Raw genomic sequence first — 16,806 nt, forward strand, 5'->3', positions numbered from 1 at the left:
GACATCGACATGAAGTACATCAGCACCCGCGGCGACCAGACGGAGCGCGGCTTCTCCGACATCCTGCTCGAAGGCCTGGCGCCCGACGGCGGCCTCTACCTGCCCAAGACCTACCCCCAGGTCGACGCCGCCACGCTGGCCCGCTGGCGCGGCCTGGCCTACGCGGACCTCGCGTTCGAGATCCTGTCGCTTTACATCGACGACATCCCGGCCGACGACCTGCGCGCCATCACGCGCCGCGTCTACACGGCGGAAGTCTTCGGCTCCGAGCAGATCACGCCACTGACCTGGCTGGGCGACCACATCGCGCTGCAAGGCCTGTCCAACGGCCCGACGCTGGCCTTCAAGGACATGGCCATGCAGCTGCTGGGCGCCTTGTTCGAGTACGAACTGGGCCGCCGCGGCGAGACGCTGAACATCCTGGGCGCCACGTCCGGAGACACCGGCAGCGCGGCTGAATACGCGATGCGTGGCAAGAAGGGTGTCAAGGTCTTCATGCTCAGCCCCAACGGCCGCATGAGCCCGTTCCAGCAGGCGCAGATGTTCAGCCTGCAGGACGCCAACATCCACAACATCGCCATCGACGGCGTGTTCGACGACGCGCAGGACATCGTCAAGGCCGTGTCCAACGACCTGGCCTTCAAGCGCGAGCACCGCATCGGCACGGTCAACAGCATCAACTGGGCGCGGCTGCTGGCGCAGGTCGTCTATTACTTCGCCGGCTACTTCCAGGCGACGAAGACGAATGCCGAGAAGGTCAGCTTCACGGTGCCGTCGGGCAACTTCGGCAACGTATGCGCCGGCCACGTCGCGCGCCAGATGGGCCTGCCCATCGGCCGCCTCGTCGTCGCCACGAACGAGAACGACGTGCTGGACGAGTTCTTCCGCACCGGCAACTACCGCCCGCGCGGCACGGCCGACACGCACGAAACCTCCAGCCCGTCGATGGACATCTCCAAGGCCAGCAACTTCGAGCGCTTCGTGTTCGACCTGCTGGGCCGTGACGGTGCGCGCGTGAAGCAGATCTTCAGCAGCCCGCAGTTCGCGTTGACGGGCGGCGAGCATGACGCGATCGCCGGCTTCGGCTTCAGCTCCGGCCGCAGCACGCATGCCGACCGCGTCGCCACCATCCGCCGCACCTACACCGAGCACGGCATCGTCATCGACCCGCACACGGCCGACGGCCTGAAGGTCGCGCTGGAGCAGCATGACCCGGCCGTGACCATGCTGGTGCTGGAGACGGCGCTGCCGGCCAAGTTCGCCGCCACCATCCACGAGGCACTGGGCATCGAGCCGCCGCGGCCCGCGGGCCTGGAAGGCATCGAAGACCTGCCCAAGCGCGTCAAGGTCATGCCGGTCGATGTGGAGCAGGTGAAGGCCTACATCCACGCCCATGTCTGAGCCCCGCAAGCCGCTGATCCCGCTGGACGACGCGCTCGCGTCGCTGCTGGCGCAGGTCACGCCGCTGGCCGGCACGCAGGCGCTCGCCACCGCCGAGGCCCGCGGCCGCGTGCTGGCGGTCGACCTCGTGTCGCCGGTCGACGTGCCGCCGGCCGACAACTCTGCGATGGATGGCTACGCTTTGCGCGCGGCCGATGCCGCCATGCTGCTGCCGGTCACGCAACGTATTCCCGCCGGCAGCGTGCCCACGCCGCTGGCCGCCGGCGAGGCGGCACGCATCTTCACCGGGGCCCAGGTACCGCCCGGCGCCGACACCGTCGTCATGCAGGAGCACACCGAGCTGGTGGACGGCCAGGTGCGCGTGACGCAGCCCGTCACCTCCGGCGCCCATGTGCGCCGCCGTGGCGAGGACGTGCGCGCCGGCGCCGTCGTGCTGCCGGCCGGCACGCGGCTGGACGCCGTGTCGCTGGGCCTCGCGGCCACGGCCGGCGCGGCGCAGCTGACCGTCACGCGTCGCCCGCGCGTGGCCGTGTTCTCGACCGGCGACGAACTCGTCATGCCCGGCGAGCCGCTGCCGCCCGGCGCCATCTACAACTCCAACCGCTTCACGCTGCGTGCCCTGCTCGAAGGCCTGGGCTGCGAGGTCGTCGACCTCGGCATCGTGCCCGACAAGCTCGACGCGACCCGTGCCGCCTTGCGTGATGCCGCCTCGAAGGCCGACGTCATCCTGACCTCCGGCGGCGTGTCCGTCGGCGAGGAAGACCACCTGCGCCCCGCCGTACAGGCCGAGGGCGGGCTGGACCTGTGGGCCATCGCCATCAAGCCCGGCAAGCCGTTTGCGCACGGCCGCGTGGGCGAGGCCCATTTCATCGGCCTGCCGGGCAACCCGGTGTCCAGCCTCGTGACCTTCCTGGTGCTGGTGCGCCCCTTCCTGCTGAAGCTGCAGGGCGCCTCGCGCCTGGTGCCGCGGGGCTACCGCATCCCCGCCGGTTTCGACTGGCCCAAGCCCGACAAGCGCCGCGAGTTCCTGCGCGTGCGGCTGGACGAGGACAGCGGCCTCGCGCTGTTCGGCAACCAGAGCAGCGGCGTGCTGACCTCGGCGTTCTGGGCTGACGGCCTGCTGGACAACCCCGCAGGCCAGGCCTTCGCCGCCGGCGACGCGGTGCGCTTCATCCCGTTCGCGGAGCTGCTGTCGTGACGATCACCGTGCGTCTGAAGTTCTTCGCGTCGCTGCGCGAGAAGCTTGGCGAGGGCGAGGCACTGGCCTTGCCCGCAGGGAGCACCGTCGCTGCGGCGCGTGAGGCGTTGCGTGCGCGCGGCGGCATGCATGCCGAGGCGCTGGCGCCCGGCCGTGCGGTGCGTTCGGCGCTGAACCAGAAGATGTGCGCCGACTCCGCGGCGCTGGCGGACGGCGACGAGCTGGCCTTCTTCCCGCCGGTCACGGGCGGTTGAGCGCGTGGACGGCCTGCACCTGACGGCGGATCTCCGTGGCGTCGACCCGGCGCTGCCGTTGATGCGCGATGCGCAGGCGCTGTCGGCGCTGTGCCGCGGCGCCGTCGCGCAGTCGGGCCTCAGCGGCGTCGCCGAGCTCTTTCATCGGTTCGGTGCCGTCGACGAGCAGAGCGGCATCACCGGCGTCGTGCTGCTGGCCGAGTCCCACCTGGCCATCCACACCTGGCCCGAACTGGGCGGCGTGACGCTGGACGTCTACGTCTGCAACTACGGGGCGGACAACAGCGCCAAGGCCGAGGCGCTGATGGCGTCACTGATCGCCGCTTTTGCGCCGGGCTCGATCCGCCGTCAGAGCCTGACCCGCGCCGCCGCGCCGACGCCGGCCGTGTAGGCCTCCTCGAACACCGAGTACCCCGCCAGGTCACTGTGCGCGAACACGACGCGGCCGCGGGCCTCGTTGAGTGCAGCCAGCGCCGCCGAACCGCGCAGGCCCGGCGTCGGGATGCTCATCGCGTGGCCGAAGCGGCACAGATCGATGCGCTCGACCTTGGCCGGCAGATCAGGATGAGTCTTCGCCATGTCTTCAACGACGACCTGGGCCCAGTGCTGCCAGGGCTGCTTCAGCAGCTCGCCGCGCTGCGCGGCGGGCAGCGCGAAGTAGGCCGTCAGCAGCGGCGCGCGCGGCGTCGGGTCCAGCGACTGGTGGCGGGCGTCCACGTAGCCCAGCGCCGTCGTGCCGTAGCGCACGTTGTCCCAGGCCGGCGGCGCGCCGGGGCGGGCCAGCAGCGGTTCACGCAGCGCGAGGTTGGCCGTCAGCCACGGCGCGTAGCGGAGTTGGCCCGCGGCCTGGCGCAGCGCGTCGGGCGGCGTGGCCAGCAGGCGGCTGGCGATGAACAGCGGCGTGGCCATGACGACGGCGCGGGCCTGCCAGCGTTCCGGCGCGCCGGTGGCCTCGTTCCAGGCCAGCAGTTCGACGCCGTGCTTGCCCTCCGTCACGCGCAGCACGACGCGGTCCAGGTGCAGGCGATCCCGCAGCGGCTCGGCGAGGCGGGCAGACAGCCAGCCGTTGCCCTCGGCCCAGGTCAGCACGGGCTCGCGCTCGCCGGCCTCGTCGCCCGGTGCGTGAAAGCCGTGGCGGCTGGCGAAGTAGTGCAGGCCGGCCCAGGCCGACACGCCGTCGGCGTTGGCGCCGAAGTCGTCGCGGCAGCAGTAGTCGAGGTACCAGCGCAGCCGCGTGTCGTTCAGGGCGGCGCGGTCCAGCCAGGCGGCGAAGGTCTGGGCGTCGAGCTCGGCATGGGCAGCCGTCCAGCGTGCGCGTCGGGTCGGCATCGCAAAGCTGGCGTCGCGCTGGGCCTGGCCGACGAGCGTGGAGAAGCGCCGGTACTGCTCACGCGTCGTGCCGTGCTCGGCCGGCGGCAGCAGGCCCTCGTGCCATTCGCCGTCGATGAACAGCCGCTCCTGCGGGCTGTGGCACAGGTGGCGCTCGTCCCACTCGGTGCGGCCCAGCACCTGGCGCGACAGGCCCAGCTCGGCGAGCAGTTGCGACACCTCGTGCGCGTCGGCGCCGGGCAGCGGCAGGTAGTGGGCGCCGAGCGGGCAGGGCAGGCCGGCGACGCGGTGGCCGCGGCTGTTGCCGCCAGCCTGGTCTTCGAGGTCCAGCAGTGCGATGTCGCCGATGCCGCGCTGGCTCAGCGCCCGCGCGCAGGCCAGGCCGGCGATGCCGGCGCCGACGATGAGCACATCGGCCCGGCGCAACGGCCCGTCGGCCCTGGGCAGTTCGCCGCGCAGCCGGTGGCCGCGCTCCGGGTGCGTGCCCACCCAGCCGCCCTGCAGCGCCGGTGTGTCGGGCGTGCAGCCGCCTGCGAGCAGGCCCAGCGGGCCGAGCAGAAGCGCGCGGCGGGGCAGACCTGGCGTGGAGGCGGGGCGTGTGGTTGATGGGCGCAAGGGCGGCAGCGTAGCAGCGGGCGAGCCCGGCTCGGCCTCACTCGGTTGGCGATGTTATGGTCCTGCCGCCGTCGGTGGCCCATCTCCCACCTTCTGAAGAAGACGCCTTCCCGCATGCAAGCTTCCTCTGCCCGGTCTTCCGTCTGCTGCCGCATCGTGCGCGGGCTGGCCGGCCTGATGTTCGCGGGATTGCTGGCGGGCCCGGCCCGTGCCGAGGCGCTGCGGCTGCCACTGGATGCCGCTGCGCGCGGCGCGCAGGCGCTGCCCACGCTGCTGCGTGCGTCGCTGCTGGAGTACCAGGAACTGCTGCCGCATGTGCGCCGGATGCGCTGGGGCGGCATCACCGGGACCGGCGTCAACGAGATGGTCTGGAACCCGGTGACGGTGAAATTCCTGGCGGCGTGTGAAGCGCAGGCCGCCGACTGCCGGCCGATGCTGATCGCCCAGTTGCAGACGATGAACCGCGCCGTGCGTGAGCTGCCCGCCGAGAGTTCCGGCACGGCGGCCGTCATGCTGAGCGCCATTTCCGACTTCTGCAGCAGCTTCCCTGCCGGCGCGCAACGGCCTTTCGAGGTGTGCAAGCTGGACCAGCGGCTGTACGAGGCGGCGCAGAGCTGGCTGGCGGAAGGGCAGGAATATCTCTTCCTGCATTACCTGCGGGCCTACAACGTCACGCGCGAACAGTACCTGGCGTGGCTGAAGAAAGAGGGCCATGCGGAGCAGGCCTCCACGGGCGGCGGGCTGCCGGAGGTGGCGCCGTGGTTCAGGGCGGAGCTGCTCGAGCAGGGGGGCTCGCTGAACGGTGCCCGGCAGAGCTGGATGCAGGTCTACATGCTTGCGGCCCAGCACCCTGCCAGCGCCCTGGGCCGCGTCTCGGCGCTGCATCTTGCGCGGTTGTCCTGGCGCCTGGGGGACGCCGACATCGCCGAGGACTTCGAGCGCGTCTATGCCGAAATGCCGCCAGCCGGCGCGGTCGGCTGCGGCGAGCTCAGCCTGCGCTGGCGCGCCGACATCGCCCGCGACCGTGCGCGGCTGCAGCTGCCTGCAGGGTCGGTCGAACGACTGCAGGCGCTGATGCGGCAAGGCTGCGGCTACACGGCGCCGGTGCTGGACCTGGTGAGCGATGCGCTGCTGCACGCGGACGGCCCTGGAGCCGAGGGGCGCGCCATGCTGCGCGCGCTGCTGGACGCGGCCGTGGGCGGCTGCAGCCCGGAGCGCTGCTCCAGCTTCCGCGCGCCGCAGCTGCATGCGTTGCAGGCGCTGCTGCGTGGCGCACCACCGGCCTGGCGGGAGCTGCTGAAGGAGCGCATCGATGGCAATGACCTGGAAGGCTCGCGGCCCGAGTCGGAGCTGAGGCTGGACTGGGCCATTGGCGCGACGCTGCTGCGCGAACCGGCACTGCGCGAGCAAAGCCTGGCGTTGCTGCGCCAGGTGCAGGACCAGGTCTTGCTGCGCGCGGGCGCGACCCGGCTGCCGTCTTTCGCCGAGCAGCGCAACTTCGCCCGCTTCGACGGCCTGCACCGTCTCGCCGCGCGCGCCGCAGTGGAGCAGGGGCAGCGGCTGGACGTTTCGGCCTCCGAAGGGCTGCGCGCGCAGACGCTGCTGAGGCGACTGCGCGCGCAGAGCCTGCGCGAGCAGTTCAAGGGGCTGCGCGATGCCGAGGCCGATGCGCGCCTGCAGCAGCAGCGGGCCGATGCCCAGAGCCTGCGTGCTGCGGCAGCCTCGTTGCCGCTGGGGGCCAGGCGGCTGTTCCAGGTGTTGGCCGAAGAGCTCGACGCGATGGCCGAGCTGGGCCACCTGGAGGCGCTGGCGGTGCGGCGTCTGTCGCCCCGGGACCGCGAGAACCAGTGGTTGTCCAGGGCAGTCGGCACGGGGCCGCTGGAGCAGCTGGAGCAGGCCGAGATGGTCAAGAGGCTTGCACCGGTGGGCGAGGGTGACAGCCTGTCGCCGGGCGACGCTTACCTCAGCTGGCTGGAGGTGCCGGGCGGCTTCGTCGCGACGCTGCTGCTGAACCTCGTGCCCGGCGAGGTGCCGCTTTTTTCCAACCACTTCATCGCGCTCGACGCGGAGCAACGCGGTGCGCTGCTGCTGTATCGCAAGCTTCTGTTCGCGGGGGAGGCTGCAGAGGCGCAGGGCCTGAGCCTGCGTGGCCGGCCGATCTGGCGCACGGCGGACGGCCGCTACGTCGTGGCTGCCGAGGCGCCGGACGGCGCCCGCCGCGTGCCGGACCTCGCCTCACTGGGGCGCGAGGTGTCCGGCTGGCTGCTGGCGCCGCTGCCGGCGGCGCTGCGCGAGGCCAGGCGCCTGATCGTCAGCCCGGATGGCGCGCTGACGCAGTTGCCCTTCGAGGCGCTGTGGTTGGGCGAGCGCCAACTGGTGGTGCAGATGGACGTGGGCTATGTGCAGTCGCTGGCCGTGCATGCCGAGCTGAGCCGGCGCGCCGCGCGCCCGCGCACGGAGGCGCCGCGCCTGCTGTCCATCGCCGACCCGGTCTACCGCGCCGTGGCGCCCGAAGACGGCGCCTTGCCGGACTGGATGGCCGAACTGGAATGGACGCCGTTGCCCGGCACCCGCAAGGAGTCGGCGGCGCTGCTGCCCCTGTTCGCGAAAGGCAGCCGGCAGTTGCTGGGCAAGGCGGCGGCACGCGACAGCCTGCTGGACCTGCAGCGCCGCGACGAGCTGGCCGGCTTCGACGTGCTGCATTTCGCCACGCACGGCTATGTGGACGAGCAGCGCAGCGCACTGGTGCTCAGCATGGGCCCGAAGCTGCCGCAGGCCTATCTGCAGGACGGGGACATCGCGGCGCTGAAGCTGCGCTCCGACCTCGTGCTGCTGTCCGCCTGCGAGACCGGCCTGGGCCGCACCGAGAGCGGCGAGGGCGTCATGGGCCTGCCCTATGCCTTCATGCTGGCCGGCAACACCAACACGCTGATGACGCTGTGGCCCATCGACGACGAAGGCACGTCGGTGTTCATCCCGGCCTTCATGGCCAAGGTGCGCCAGGGTGGCATGGACGTGATCGCCGCGCTGACCGCCACCAAGCGTGAATTTGCCGCGGGCCGCCATGGCGACGCGCTGCGCGACCCGCGCATCTGGGCAGCATTCGTCCAGTACGGCGTGCCGCTGAAGCTGCAGCGCTGATGGCTGCTCATTTCACTGAAAAGGGAGATCGCCCGATGAACCTCCAGCCCCTGCGTCTCCTGCTGCCGATGCTGATGGCGCTGACGCTGTCGCCGGCCTCCGCGCTGGACCTCGTCACTGCCGAAGAAGCTGCCCGGCCTGACGCGCCCTTCGGCACGCGTGGCGTCACCCGCGGGCCGCGCATCACGCAGGAGCTGCCGGCCAAGGACGGTGCGGCCGTGCGCGCGCCGCTGCAGCTCAAGGTCGGCCTGAAGGCCATGGGCGGCGCGCGCATCGACGTGTCGACCGTGCAGGTGACCTACCTGAAGAAACCGTCGGTGGACCTCACGCCGCGGCTGCGTGCCGGCATCGGCGACAGCGGCATCGCGCTGGACGGCGTCACGGTGCCGCCCGGCCGGCATCGGCTGCTCGTGCGCGTGGCCGACAGCGAAGGCCGCGAGTCGGAGACCGTGGTGCAGCTCGACGTTGCCGCGCCGTGAAGTGCCCCTACTGCGTCAGCCAGATCGACGAACAGGCGCTGGCATGCCCGCACTGCACGCGCGACCTCTTCCTGTTCACGCCGCTGCTGGCTCGCCTGCAGGCGCAGGAGACCGCGCTCGAAGCGGCGGTGGCGCGCGTCGCGGCGCTGGAGTCCGGCGCTGCGCCAGCGCTTGACGGGGCGCCCGCACCGCCGCAGGCCGACGCCGCCGCGCTGCCGGCCTGGGCCGTGCTGCCACCCGCCTTCGTGCTGCTGCTCATTGCGCACTACGTGATCGTCATGGCGCTGGACCTGCCGACGCTGTGGCTGCGCCTGGCGTCGCTGGCCATTCCCTTGCCCTTCGGCTACCTGCTGCAGCGGGGCGGCGCCCGCAGCGTGCTGCGCAATCTGCTGCTGGCGGCCGTCACTGCCGCGCTGGCCGTGCTCGGCATGAGCGCCGTGGTGGCCTGGGTGGACGGTGCCACCGTGCTGCCGGCCAATGCGCGTGAGCTGCGCGAGTTCGGCTACTACGTCGTCAGCATCCTGCTGAGCCTGGTCACCGGCATGGTCGTCGCCCGTTCGCAGGCGCCGCTGCGGCAGGGCCGCTGGCTGACGCGTGCCGCCACGACCGCCTGGGGCGCCGCCCGCGACCCGGTCGCGCTGCAGAAGCAGCTCGATGCTCTGCGCAATCTGGGCGTCACGGTCGTGGCCACCGCCACGGCGCTCGGCTCGGTCGCGAGCGGGCTCAAGGGCGTGATCGGCAACTGAGGTCGGCATCGGCGCTCCCGTCTTGCGGGCCGAGCGCCGGGCCGCTCCCAAGCCGGCCCGTCATGGCGATGTGCTTGCCGGTCGATCCGGCAAGCATTGCCGCCCCCTTGGGGGCTGAGGCCGGACACATGGCGCCCAGTGGGCGGCATGTGCCTGCCGAAGGGCTGCGGCACTGCCGCAGCGCGGTCTGCAAGACCGACCGGACGAGCCCGCGTTCAGCGGTGCAAGGCTGGGCGAGGGGTCAATGAACCCTGCCCCATTCCGCCTCGAACTCCTGCACCAGCACCTGGTTGGAGAGCCGGTTCACCTCGGTCGGCACGCGGGCCATGTCGGGCGGGAAGTCCAGCAGCGCCGGCAGGCTCTGCACGCTGACGAAGCGCAGGCCGGGCGGGAAGGCCGTGGGCAGCCGGAACGGCCGGCGCGACGCGAGGATGAAGCCCCATTCGCCGAACGACGGCACGTGCGCGTGGTACGGCGTCGTCGTCAGGCCAACCGACTCGATGGTCGTCGCGACCGTCCAGAAGCTGCGCCGCGCGATCAGCGGCGACGTCGTCTGCACGACGGCGTAGCCGCCCGCGCTCAGGTGGTGGTCCACCAGCTCGTAGAAGCTGGCCGTGTAGAGCTTGCCGAGTGCGAAGTTGGACGGGTCGGGGAAATCGATGACGATGACGTCGAACGTGTCCGTCTGCTGTTCCAGCCAGCCGAAGGCATCGGTGTTGACGATGCGCAGCTTGGGCGACGACAGCGCGTGGCCGTTCAGCGCGGCGAGTTTGGGCGACTCGCGGAACAGCGTGGTCATCAGCGGGTCCAGCTCCACCAGCGTGACCTGCTCGACGCTGGGGTACTTCAGGATCTCGCGCACGGCCATGCCGTCGCCGCCGCCCAGCACCAGCACGCGCTTCGGGGCGCCGTGCGCGGCCATCGCCGGCTGCACCAGCGCCTCGTGGTACCGGTACTCGTCCTTGGAATGGAACTGCAGGTTGCCGTTCAGGAACAGCCGCGTGCCCGCGCGGCCGTCGGTGACGACGATGCGCTGGTAGGCGCTGCTCTGCTTGAAGACGATGTGCTCGCCGTAGAAGCGGTCCTCGGCCCAGGTGGTCAGCTGCTCGGCGCCCAGCAGCGCGCCCAGCAGCAGCGCGGCGGACAGCGCGCAGGCCGTGGCCATGGCCGTGCGCGCGCGCAGCTCGGCGCGGAACAGCCACAGCGCCCACACCGCCACGGCCACGTTCAGCAGCCCGAAGGCCACGCCGGTGCGCACCAGGCCGAGGTGCGGCACCAGCACCAGCGGGAAGGCCAGCGCCACCAGCAGTGCGCCGAGGTAGTCGAAGGTCAGCACCTGCGACACCAGGTCCTTGAGCCCGTAGCGGGCGCTGAAGTGGCGCCGCAGGATGCGCATGACCAGCGGGATCTCCAGCCCCACCAGCGTGCCCACCAGCAGCACCAGCGCATACAGCAGCACGCGGAAGACCGTGGCCTCGCCCGGCGGCAGCAGGCTGTGCACGGCGAACAGCGCCGCCGGCATCAGCCCGCCGACGACGCCCACCAGCAGCTCCACCTGCAGGAACACGCCGACGAGCTGGCGCTCGACGAAGCGCGACAGCCACGAGCCCAGCCCCATCGCGAACAGGTAGACGCCGATGACGGTGGAGAACTGCAGCACCGAGTCGCCGAGCAGGTAGCTCGCCAGCGCGCCGGCGGCGAGCTCGTAGACCAGGCCGCAGGCGGCGATGAGGAACACGCTGGCGAGCAGCAGCACCTCGGCCAGCGAGACGCGGGCGGCGGCGTGGTCGGCGGTGTCTGTGTCGGTCAAGGCGCGGGCGGCGTCAGCGTGACGGAGAAGGCCAGCCGCTTGCCGTCCGGGCTGGCGGCGATGTTGCGCACCGCGCCGCCCAGTTCGGGCAGCTCGGCGAAGGGCTGGAAGGCGCTGCCGGGCTTGCCGTCCCAGCGCAGGAACAGGTGGCCGCGCGCCATCAGCAGCGAGCCGTCGGGCAGCCAGGCGAAGTACTGCGGGCGGTTGGCGGGCTTGTCGCCATCGGGCAGCGGCGGTGTCTCGACGAGCACCAGCGGCTTGTCGTCGCCCACGCCCATCGCGGCGATGACCCAGCGCTTGGCGTCGGTCTGGTCGACGAAGCTGGCCCGGCCATCGGGGGCGCGGCCCAGCGAGCGGCCGGGCTTGGCGGTCAGCAGCTTCTGCTGGCCCGTGCTGCGGTTGATCAGCACGGCGCGGTGGTCGTTGCGGTCCGGCACGTCGTCGACGAGGAAGGCGGCGACGAGGTCGGGCGTGATCCACGCGTGGTAGCCGATGCGCTTCGTCGGCACGACGGGCGCGACCGGCTTGCCGTCCCAGCCGAAGCGCCACAGCGACGGCTCGTTCATCTCGATGCCGTAGGCCGGGTCCGCGGTGACGACGCGGATGGCCGAGAAGCCGCTGCCGTCGGCCAGCGGCGTGGGCGAGTAGAGGTTCTCGGTGGTCGCCGTGACGGCCGTCGTCTGGCCGCTGGCGAGGTCGTGGCGGTAGATGTTGTTGGAGCCGGTCCGGCCCGACGTGTAGACGACGGCGCCGCCATCGGGCGTGAAGGCCGGCTGGAAGTTGCTGCCCTTGCCCGGCGTGATGTTGCGGGCGTCGGTGATCCTGCCGGCGGCGAGGTCCAGCCGGGCGACGAAGACGGCAACATCGGGCGGCGCGTCGGCGGCCCGGGTGGGCAGCGCGAGTGCCAGGAGCAGGGGCGGGAGGAGGCGGCGGACGGAAAAGCGCATGGCAGGCCTGGGCAGTCGTTCAGCGGGCCGCGAGTGTCGGCTAGAACGACACCGGCTCCGGCAGCGCCTTGCTCCAGTGGAAGATGTCCCAGCCGGCGCGCAGGCCGCCGGTGGTGAACGGGTCGGTGGCGATCAGCGCCTCGACGGCGGCCTTGTCCGGCGCGCGCACCACCCACAGCGCCCCCACGGCCGTGGCCTCGGGCGTCTCGCGCAGCGAGCCCGCCACGCGCACCGCGTCACGGTGCGCGGCCACCCATTCGAGATGGGCCTGCAGCAGCGCGCGGCGCAGCTCCCCGGTGCCGGGCCGGTCGTGGAAGCGGATCGCGAACAGCGTCCAGTCTTCGTGGGCGTTGGAGGTCAGCGCCGCGAAGTCGTGTTCAGCCATGGATGGCCGCGGCCACGATGTTACCGATGGAGATGCACATCGCCCCGACGACGATGGCCAGCGCCAGGTTCTTGTGTTCCACCAGCTCCTCCCACAGCTTGTAGGGGGTGATCTTGTCCACGACGATGAAGGAGATCCAGAAGATGACGACGCCGATGACGGCGTACATCGTCGTGCCGAGGATGACTTCCGGCTTGAGCCAGTCGAGGGTCATGTTGTTCTCCTGAGTTGTCGCGTCACTTGTGGCCGCCGCCACCGCTGCTGTAGCCGCCGTAGCTGCCGCCGCTGTTGCCGATGTAGCTGCCGCCGCCGCTGCGCGCGGTGGCGCGGCATTGTCGGTACTCGTTGCTGGTTTCGCCGAAGCTGTCCTTGTAGCGCTGGCAGTCGTCGCTGCTGCACGCCCGCAGCAGCGCGAACAGCAGCACGATGAGGAACAGGCCGATGACGATGTTGCGCAGCAGCGTGCCGCCGCTGTTCTTGAAGGCCGACGCGTCGCGCGTGAACTGCGCGGCCGGCGCGCTCAGGCCGAAGGCCTTCTGCACCGTCGCGGCGTCCAGCGTCTGCCCGGCGCTCCAGGTGACCTCGCGGCCCTGCTGCTCGCGGCTCAGCAGGTACTGGCCGTCCTTGCTGGCGTAGTCGGTCACGCGGACGCGGTCGTCCAGCTTCACGGGCCAGTAGAACTCGCCCAGCACATGCGTGGTCTTGGCCTGGTAGGTCCAGCGCTCGTCGTAGGCGCGGCTCTGCCAGCTGGCGCCGCCGCGCGCGAGCGCCGGCGCACCGGTCAGCGTGCGCACCAGGCTCCAGCCCTCGCGCGTGTCGACGAGGAAGGCGAAGCCGGCCATCCGGTTGTAGAGCAGGTACTCGCGCCAGAAGCTCTGCTCGTCGTCGCCGTCCTCGGGCAGGTCGCAGCGCTCCTGGTAGCCGACGACGGTCCAGCCCTGCGGTTTCTCGCCGGCCAGCGCCAGCGTGCCGGTGCGGCCCAGCGGAATCAGCGGCGGCGCGCCCACCGGCTGGGGCGTGAAGCCAAGCGCCTTCGCATCACCCTCCGGCAGCTCGACGACGGCCTGGCACTGCGCGCAGGCCATGCTCCGGCTCTCGGTGAGCTTGGGTTCCAGCGGCGCGCCGCAACTGGGGCAGGCGATGGACCGACCCTTGAACTTGGCTTCGGCGACGGACTCGCCCTCGGCCGTCGTGCGCAGCCCCTGCAGCGCCAGGTCGGCCAACTGCACGCGGCGGCCCACGGACCAGACGACGCTCCGGTCCTGCCGGTATTCCAGTGAGCCGACCTCGTCGCGCTCGTTGCGCAATTCGACGACGCGGCCGGCCTGCGGTGCGCGCGGCAGCTCGCCCTCGGCGGCGCGCACGGTCGCCTCGACGACGGCGGCGACCTGCCAGCGCTGGCCCGCCAGCGTCAGCGGCAGGCCGACCTGGGGCTCGGGCGGTGGCAGTTCGTCCAGCGGTGCTTCCAGGCTGAGGACGAACTGGCCGTTGTCCTCGCTGAGCCAGCCCACGCGCTGCTGCTCGCCGGCCTCGAACAGCAGATGCCATTCGTTCCAGTTGCCCAGCTCCGAGCCGCGCTGCACGCGCCCCACGACGGCGAAGCCGGTACCCGCCCAGCGTCCGGTGGCGCCCAGCTGCAGCGGCGAATAGTCGTCGAAGATCTCGGCGCTCTGGCCGATGCGCGAGAGCGTCTCGCCGTCACGCAGCAGCGTGCTGCGGCAGAAGCCGCAGACGGCGCTGGCCGACGCCGCGCTGGCGAAATCGACCGGTGCGCCGCAGTTGGGGCAGGCCGCCCGCCAGCGGCGCTGTGACTCAGCCAAGTTTCTTCAGGAGATCCGCCTTCTTCGCGGCGAATTCCTCGTCGGTCAGGATGCCCTTGGCCTTGAGGTCGCCGAGCTTCTCCAGCAGCGCGACGATGTCGTCGGGCTTGCTGGCGGCCGGCGCGGGTGCGGCGGCGCCGACACCGGCCAGGCCCTGGCCCAGCGTCTGCGCCAGCGTCTGGCCCAGCGCCACGCCGGCCCCCAGGCCGATGGCCTCGCCCGCGATGCCGCTGCCGCCACCGGCGGCGCCCTTGGCCATCTCGGGCAGGGCCTGCGCGGCCTGGTACTGCATGAACTGGCCCATGTTCTGGCCGATGATGCCCATGCCGATGCGCTGGTCGAGGATCTTCTGCAGCTCTTCGGGCAGCGACACGTTCTGCATCGTCACCGACAGCAGCTCCAGCCCCAGCGCCGCGAAGGCGGTCGACGTGGCGTTCTTCAGCGCGTTGGCGAACTCGATCTGGTTGGCCGCCAGGTCCAGGAACGGCGTGCCGCTGCCGGCGACGGCGTCGCTGATGTGCTGCAGCATCAGCCCGCGCAGCTGGCCTTCGAGGTCGGCCACGGTGTAGCGCTCGCGCGTGCCGGAGATCTGGCTGTGGAAGGTCTTGGGGTCCTGGATGCGGTAGGCGTAGTTGCCGAACGCGCGCAGCCGCACGGCGCCGAAGTCCTTGTCGCGGATCGTGATGGGCTGGCTGGTGCCCCAGCGCTGGTCGATCTGCTGGCGGGCGCTGAAGAAGTAGACGTCGCTCTTGAAGGGCGACTCGAACAGCTTGTCCCAGTTCTTCAGGTAGGTCAGGACCGGCAGCGTCTGCGTCGTCAGCTTGTGGGTGCCGGGGCCGAAGACGTCGGCCACCTGGCCTTCGTTGACGAACACGGCGACCTGCGACTCGCGCACGACGAGCTGGCCGCCGTTCTGGATTTCCATGCCGGCCATCGGGAAGCGCCAGGCCAGCGTGCCATCGCCGTCTTCCGTCCACTGGATGACGTCTATGAACTGTTTCTTGATGAAATCCATCAGGGCCATGTCGTTACCCGCGAGCGGTCAATTGAGAGAGTTGGCAGCGAGTATCGGGCGGCGGCCGGGGCCGGCCTGTGCCAAACAGGTGAATCTCACCGCATGGGGAGGTGAGAATCTGTGTCATGCCCAGAGTTTGCATCCAGACCGAGGACTTCGACCTCGGCGCCGAGACGGCCGCGCTGCGCCGTGAGGACGGCGGCGTCGGTGCCGTCGTCGCCTTCGTCGGCACCGTGCGCGAGCACAGCAGCGGCCAGGCCGTCAGCCGCATGGAGCTGGAGCACTACCCCGGCATGACCGAGGCAGCCATCGAGGCAATGGTGGACGAGGCGCTGGCGCGGTTCGACATCCGGGCCGCGCGCGTCATCCACCGCGTTGGCGTTCTGGAGGCGCGCGACCAGATCGTGCTGGTGCTCGTCACCAGTGCCCACCGCGGCCAGGCCTTCCAGGCCTGCGAGTTCCTGATGGACTACCTCAAGACCCAGGCACCGTTCTGGAAGAAGGAGCACACGCCGGCAGGCGCCCACTGGGTGGACGCCCGCGTGGCCGACGACGAGGCGCTGGCGCGCTGGGGCATCGCTGCCGGGAACGCGGCATGAACGCGCTGGCCGTCTCGATCGGCGCCGCGCTGGGCGCCCTGACCCGCTGGCAGGCAGGCCTGTGGTTGAACACCCGCTGGATGGGGTTCCCGCTGGGCACGCTGCTGGTCAACATCGTCGGCGGGCTGCTGATCGGCATGGCGCTGGAGTGGTTCGGTCGTCAGCCCAATGAGGTGTTGAAGCTGCTGCTGGTGACCGGGTTCCTCGGCGGGCTGACGACGTTCTCGTCGTTCTCCGGCGAGTCTCTCGCGCTGCTTCAGCGGGGCGACTTCGGCCTGGCGCTGGCGCACACGCTGGCCCATGTGGCGGGCTCGCTGGCCGCGGCAGCGGCGGGCTTTGCGCTGATGCGGCTGGCGGCCTGACCTGGCACGGCGCCAGCGCCCAGCCGGTGGCTGGCTAGCTGTTCTGGCAGTGCGCCGTGGCCGGTGCGACGGACACCCCGGCGGCGAGGGCAACCTGCAGAGTGCCGGCGGCGGGTGGCGTCAGCATCACGGCGGCGCTGCGCCACAGCCAGCCCACCAGCTGGGCCTGGCGTCGCGCATGCGTCTTGGCCAGCAGCTGCTTGACATGGCCGCGCACCGTGTTGCCCTGCACGTGCAGGCGGGTGGCGATGTCCTCGCAGCTCAGGCCCTGCGCCAGCAGCAGCGCGACGCGCAACTCGGCGGCCGTGAGGCCGAACATCTGGCGAAGCAGCTCGGCGTCCAGCTGCGGCCGGGCGCCGTCCATCAGGTGCAGCCACAGCCGGCCCGCGCTGGCGCGTTCGAGCACCAGCGTCAGCGGAGGCTGCCCGGGGCGGTGCAGCGCCAGCCCGCGCCGGGGCGGGCTGCCGGCCACCCGCAGCGCCTCCGCCGCGGCCGCCAGCGCGCCCGGCTGGCGTGGCAGCTCCAGCCGGCCCAGGCGCAGCGCCAGCAGCCCCGGGTGGGCCTGGATCAGCGCGATGGCGCTGGCCTCCGCGCCGGCCACGCCGAGCAGCGGGTCCAGCAGCATCGAGCTGGCGCCCGGGGGGCGCTCGGGCGGGGAGCAGGGCAGGGGCGGGAGGTGGTCGGTCATGGCGCGTGCAGCTTCGC

Annotated in this window: 17 protein-coding genes; 9 read left to right on the forward strand and 8 right to left on the reverse strand. The window is 71.6% G+C overall.

What is annotated here, in order from left to right:
* The first annotated feature begins 9 nt into the window (after positions 1 to 9).
* The 4 genes from thrC to speD are packed head-to-tail and all read left to right on the forward strand — an operon-like array spanning position 10 to position 3,244.
* The gene (gene thrC, locus AC1Q7O_RS03385) at positions 10 to 1,401 is read left to right on the forward strand and encodes a threonine synthase (protein ID WP_492658413.1); all 1,392 of its coding nucleotides are present in this window, start codon (positions 10 to 12) and stop codon (positions 1,399 to 1,401) included.
* Positions 1,394 to 2,599, forward strand: coding sequence for a molybdopterin molybdotransferase MoeA (locus AC1Q7O_RS03390; RefSeq protein WP_492658412.1), 1,206 nt, complete (start codon positions 1,394 to 1,396; stop codon positions 2,597 to 2,599). The genes thrC and AC1Q7O_RS03390 overlap by 8 nt, the downstream gene beginning before the upstream one ends.
* Positions 2,596 to 2,853: a MoaD/ThiS family protein gene (locus AC1Q7O_RS03395; RefSeq protein WP_492658411.1), complete on the forward strand. Its 258-nt coding sequence runs from the start codon at positions 2,596 to 2,598 to the stop codon at positions 2,851 to 2,853. The genes AC1Q7O_RS03390 and AC1Q7O_RS03395 overlap by 4 nt, the downstream gene beginning before the upstream one ends.
* A 4-nt stretch (positions 2,854 to 2,857) precedes the next feature.
* Positions 2,858 to 3,244 carry an adenosylmethionine decarboxylase gene (gene speD / locus AC1Q7O_RS03400; protein ID WP_492658410.1) on the forward strand — a complete coding sequence of 129 codons (387 nt, stop codon included), beginning with the start codon at positions 2,858 to 2,860 and terminating at the stop codon, positions 3,242 to 3,244.
* On the opposite strand, the gene AC1Q7O_RS03405 is transcribed toward speD, so the two are convergent.
* Positions 3,202 to 4,797, reverse strand: a complete 1,596-nt coding sequence (locus tag AC1Q7O_RS03405; protein ID WP_492658409.1) for a flavin monoamine oxidase family protein — start codon at positions 4,795 to 4,797, stop codon at positions 3,202 to 3,204. The two genes, speD and AC1Q7O_RS03405, sit on opposite strands and share 43 nt — an antisense overlap.
* 114 nt (positions 4,798 to 4,911) lie before the next feature.
* On the opposite strand from AC1Q7O_RS03405, the gene AC1Q7O_RS03410 reads away from it, so the two are divergent.
* From AC1Q7O_RS03410 to AC1Q7O_RS03420, 3 genes are read left to right on the forward strand one after another with little or no spacing between them, the layout of a single operon-like run.
* Positions 4,912 to 7,938, forward strand: a complete 3,027-nt coding sequence (locus AC1Q7O_RS03410) for a CHAT domain-containing protein (RefSeq protein ID WP_492658408.1) — start codon at positions 4,912 to 4,914, stop codon at positions 7,936 to 7,938.
* A 35-nt stretch (positions 7,939 to 7,973) separates the two neighbouring features.
* A complete protein-coding gene (locus tag AC1Q7O_RS03415) occupies positions 7,974 to 8,417 on the forward strand; it encodes a hypothetical protein (RefSeq protein WP_492658407.1) in 444 nt (147 codons plus the stop codon).
* Positions 8,414 to 9,163 (forward strand): hypothetical protein, encoded by a 750-nt coding sequence (locus AC1Q7O_RS03420; protein WP_492658406.1) that lies wholly within the window; start codon positions 8,414 to 8,416, stop codon positions 9,161 to 9,163. Before AC1Q7O_RS03415 ends, AC1Q7O_RS03420 begins: the two co-directional genes overlap by 4 nt.
* Before the next feature lie 241 nt (positions 9,164 to 9,404).
* On the opposite strand, the gene AC1Q7O_RS03425 is transcribed toward AC1Q7O_RS03420, so the two are convergent.
* Genes AC1Q7O_RS03425 through AC1Q7O_RS03450 form a run of 6 tightly spaced genes read right to left on the reverse strand, consistent with a single transcriptional unit; the run spans position 9,405 to position 15,149 of the window.
* Complete coding sequence (locus AC1Q7O_RS03425) at positions 9,405 to 10,973, reverse strand: polyamine aminopropyltransferase (RefSeq protein ID WP_492658405.1); 1,569 nt, start codon at positions 10,971 to 10,973, stop codon at positions 9,405 to 9,407.
* Positions 10,970 to 11,920, reverse strand: a complete 951-nt coding sequence (locus tag AC1Q7O_RS03430) for a TolB family protein (RefSeq protein ID WP_492658404.1) — start codon at positions 11,918 to 11,920, stop codon at positions 10,970 to 10,972. The genes AC1Q7O_RS03425 and AC1Q7O_RS03430 overlap by 4 nt, the downstream gene beginning before the upstream one ends.
* A gap of 40 nt (positions 11,921 to 11,960) precedes the next feature.
* Entirely contained in the window at positions 11,961 to 12,305 is a 345-nt protein-coding gene (locus tag AC1Q7O_RS03435) for a YciI family protein (RefSeq protein WP_492658403.1), read from the reverse strand.
* The gene (locus AC1Q7O_RS03440) at positions 12,298 to 12,519 is read right to left on the reverse strand and encodes a DUF350 domain-containing protein (RefSeq protein WP_394514318.1); all 222 of its coding nucleotides are present in this window, start codon (positions 12,517 to 12,519) and stop codon (positions 12,298 to 12,300) included. Before AC1Q7O_RS03440 ends, AC1Q7O_RS03435 begins: the two co-directional genes overlap by 8 nt.
* Before the next feature lie 22 nt (positions 12,520 to 12,541).
* Positions 12,542 to 14,125, reverse strand: coding sequence for a DUF4178 domain-containing protein (locus tag AC1Q7O_RS03445; RefSeq protein ID WP_492658402.1), 1,584 nt, complete (start codon positions 14,123 to 14,125; stop codon positions 12,542 to 12,544).
* Positions 14,118 to 15,149, reverse strand: coding sequence for an SPFH domain-containing protein (locus AC1Q7O_RS03450; RefSeq protein WP_492658401.1), 1,032 nt, complete (start codon positions 15,147 to 15,149; stop codon positions 14,118 to 14,120). Before AC1Q7O_RS03450 ends, AC1Q7O_RS03445 begins: the two co-directional genes overlap by 8 nt.
* 116 nt (positions 15,150 to 15,265) lie before the next feature.
* On the opposite strand from AC1Q7O_RS03450, the gene AC1Q7O_RS03455 reads away from it, so the two are divergent.
* Positions 15,266 to 15,739: a molybdenum cofactor biosynthesis protein MoaE gene (locus tag AC1Q7O_RS03455; protein WP_492658400.1), complete on the forward strand. Its 474-nt coding sequence runs from the start codon at positions 15,266 to 15,268 to the stop codon at positions 15,737 to 15,739.
* Positions 15,736 to 16,101 (forward strand): fluoride efflux transporter CrcB, encoded by a 366-nt coding sequence (gene crcB, locus AC1Q7O_RS03460; RefSeq protein ID WP_492658399.1) that lies wholly within the window; start codon positions 15,736 to 15,738, stop codon positions 16,099 to 16,101. Before AC1Q7O_RS03455 ends, crcB begins: the two co-directional genes overlap by 4 nt.
* 34 nt (positions 16,102 to 16,135) lie before the next feature.
* On the opposite strand, the gene AC1Q7O_RS03465 is transcribed toward crcB, so the two are convergent.
* Entirely contained in the window at positions 16,136 to 16,789 is a 654-nt protein-coding gene (locus tag AC1Q7O_RS03465; protein WP_492658398.1) for a response regulator transcription factor, read from the reverse strand.
* Positions 16,790 to 16,806 lie beyond the last annotated feature (17 nt).

The organism is Roseateles sp. GW823-FHT07B05, assembly GCF_058794515.1.

Coding starts and splice junctions, on each gene's coding strand:
- AC1Q7O_RS03455 (WP_492658400.1), top strand. CDS start 15,266: ATGCCCAGAGTTTGCATCCAGACCGAGGACTTCGACCTCGGCGCCGAG.
- AC1Q7O_RS03440 (WP_394514318.1), bottom strand. CDS start 12,519: ATGACCCTCGACTGGCTCAAGCCGGAAGTCATCCTCGGCACGACGATG.
- AC1Q7O_RS03390 (WP_492658412.1), top strand. CDS start 1,394: ATGTCTGAGCCCCGCAAGCCGCTGATCCCGCTGGACGACGCGCTCGCG.
- AC1Q7O_RS03450 (WP_492658401.1), bottom strand. CDS start 15,149: ATGGCCCTGATGGATTTCATCAAGAAACAGTTCATAGACGTCATCCAG.
- AC1Q7O_RS03415 (WP_492658407.1), top strand. CDS start 7,974: ATGAACCTCCAGCCCCTGCGTCTCCTGCTGCCGATGCTGATGGCGCTG.
- thrC (WP_492658413.1), top strand. CDS start 10: ATGAAGTACATCAGCACCCGCGGCGACCAGACGGAGCGCGGCTTCTCC.
- AC1Q7O_RS03465 (WP_492658398.1), bottom strand. CDS start 16,789: ATGACCGACCACCTCCCGCCCCTGCCCTGCTCCCCGCCCGAGCGCCCC.
- AC1Q7O_RS03435 (WP_492658403.1), bottom strand. CDS start 12,305: ATGGCTGAACACGACTTCGCGGCGCTGACCTCCAACGCCCACGAAGAC.
- AC1Q7O_RS03410 (WP_492658408.1), top strand. CDS start 4,912: ATGCAAGCTTCCTCTGCCCGGTCTTCCGTCTGCTGCCGCATCGTGCGC.
- crcB (WP_492658399.1), top strand. CDS start 15,736: ATGAACGCGCTGGCCGTCTCGATCGGCGCCGCGCTGGGCGCCCTGACC.
- AC1Q7O_RS03430 (WP_492658404.1), bottom strand. CDS start 11,920: ATGCGCTTTTCCGTCCGCCGCCTCCTCCCGCCCCTGCTCCTGGCACTC.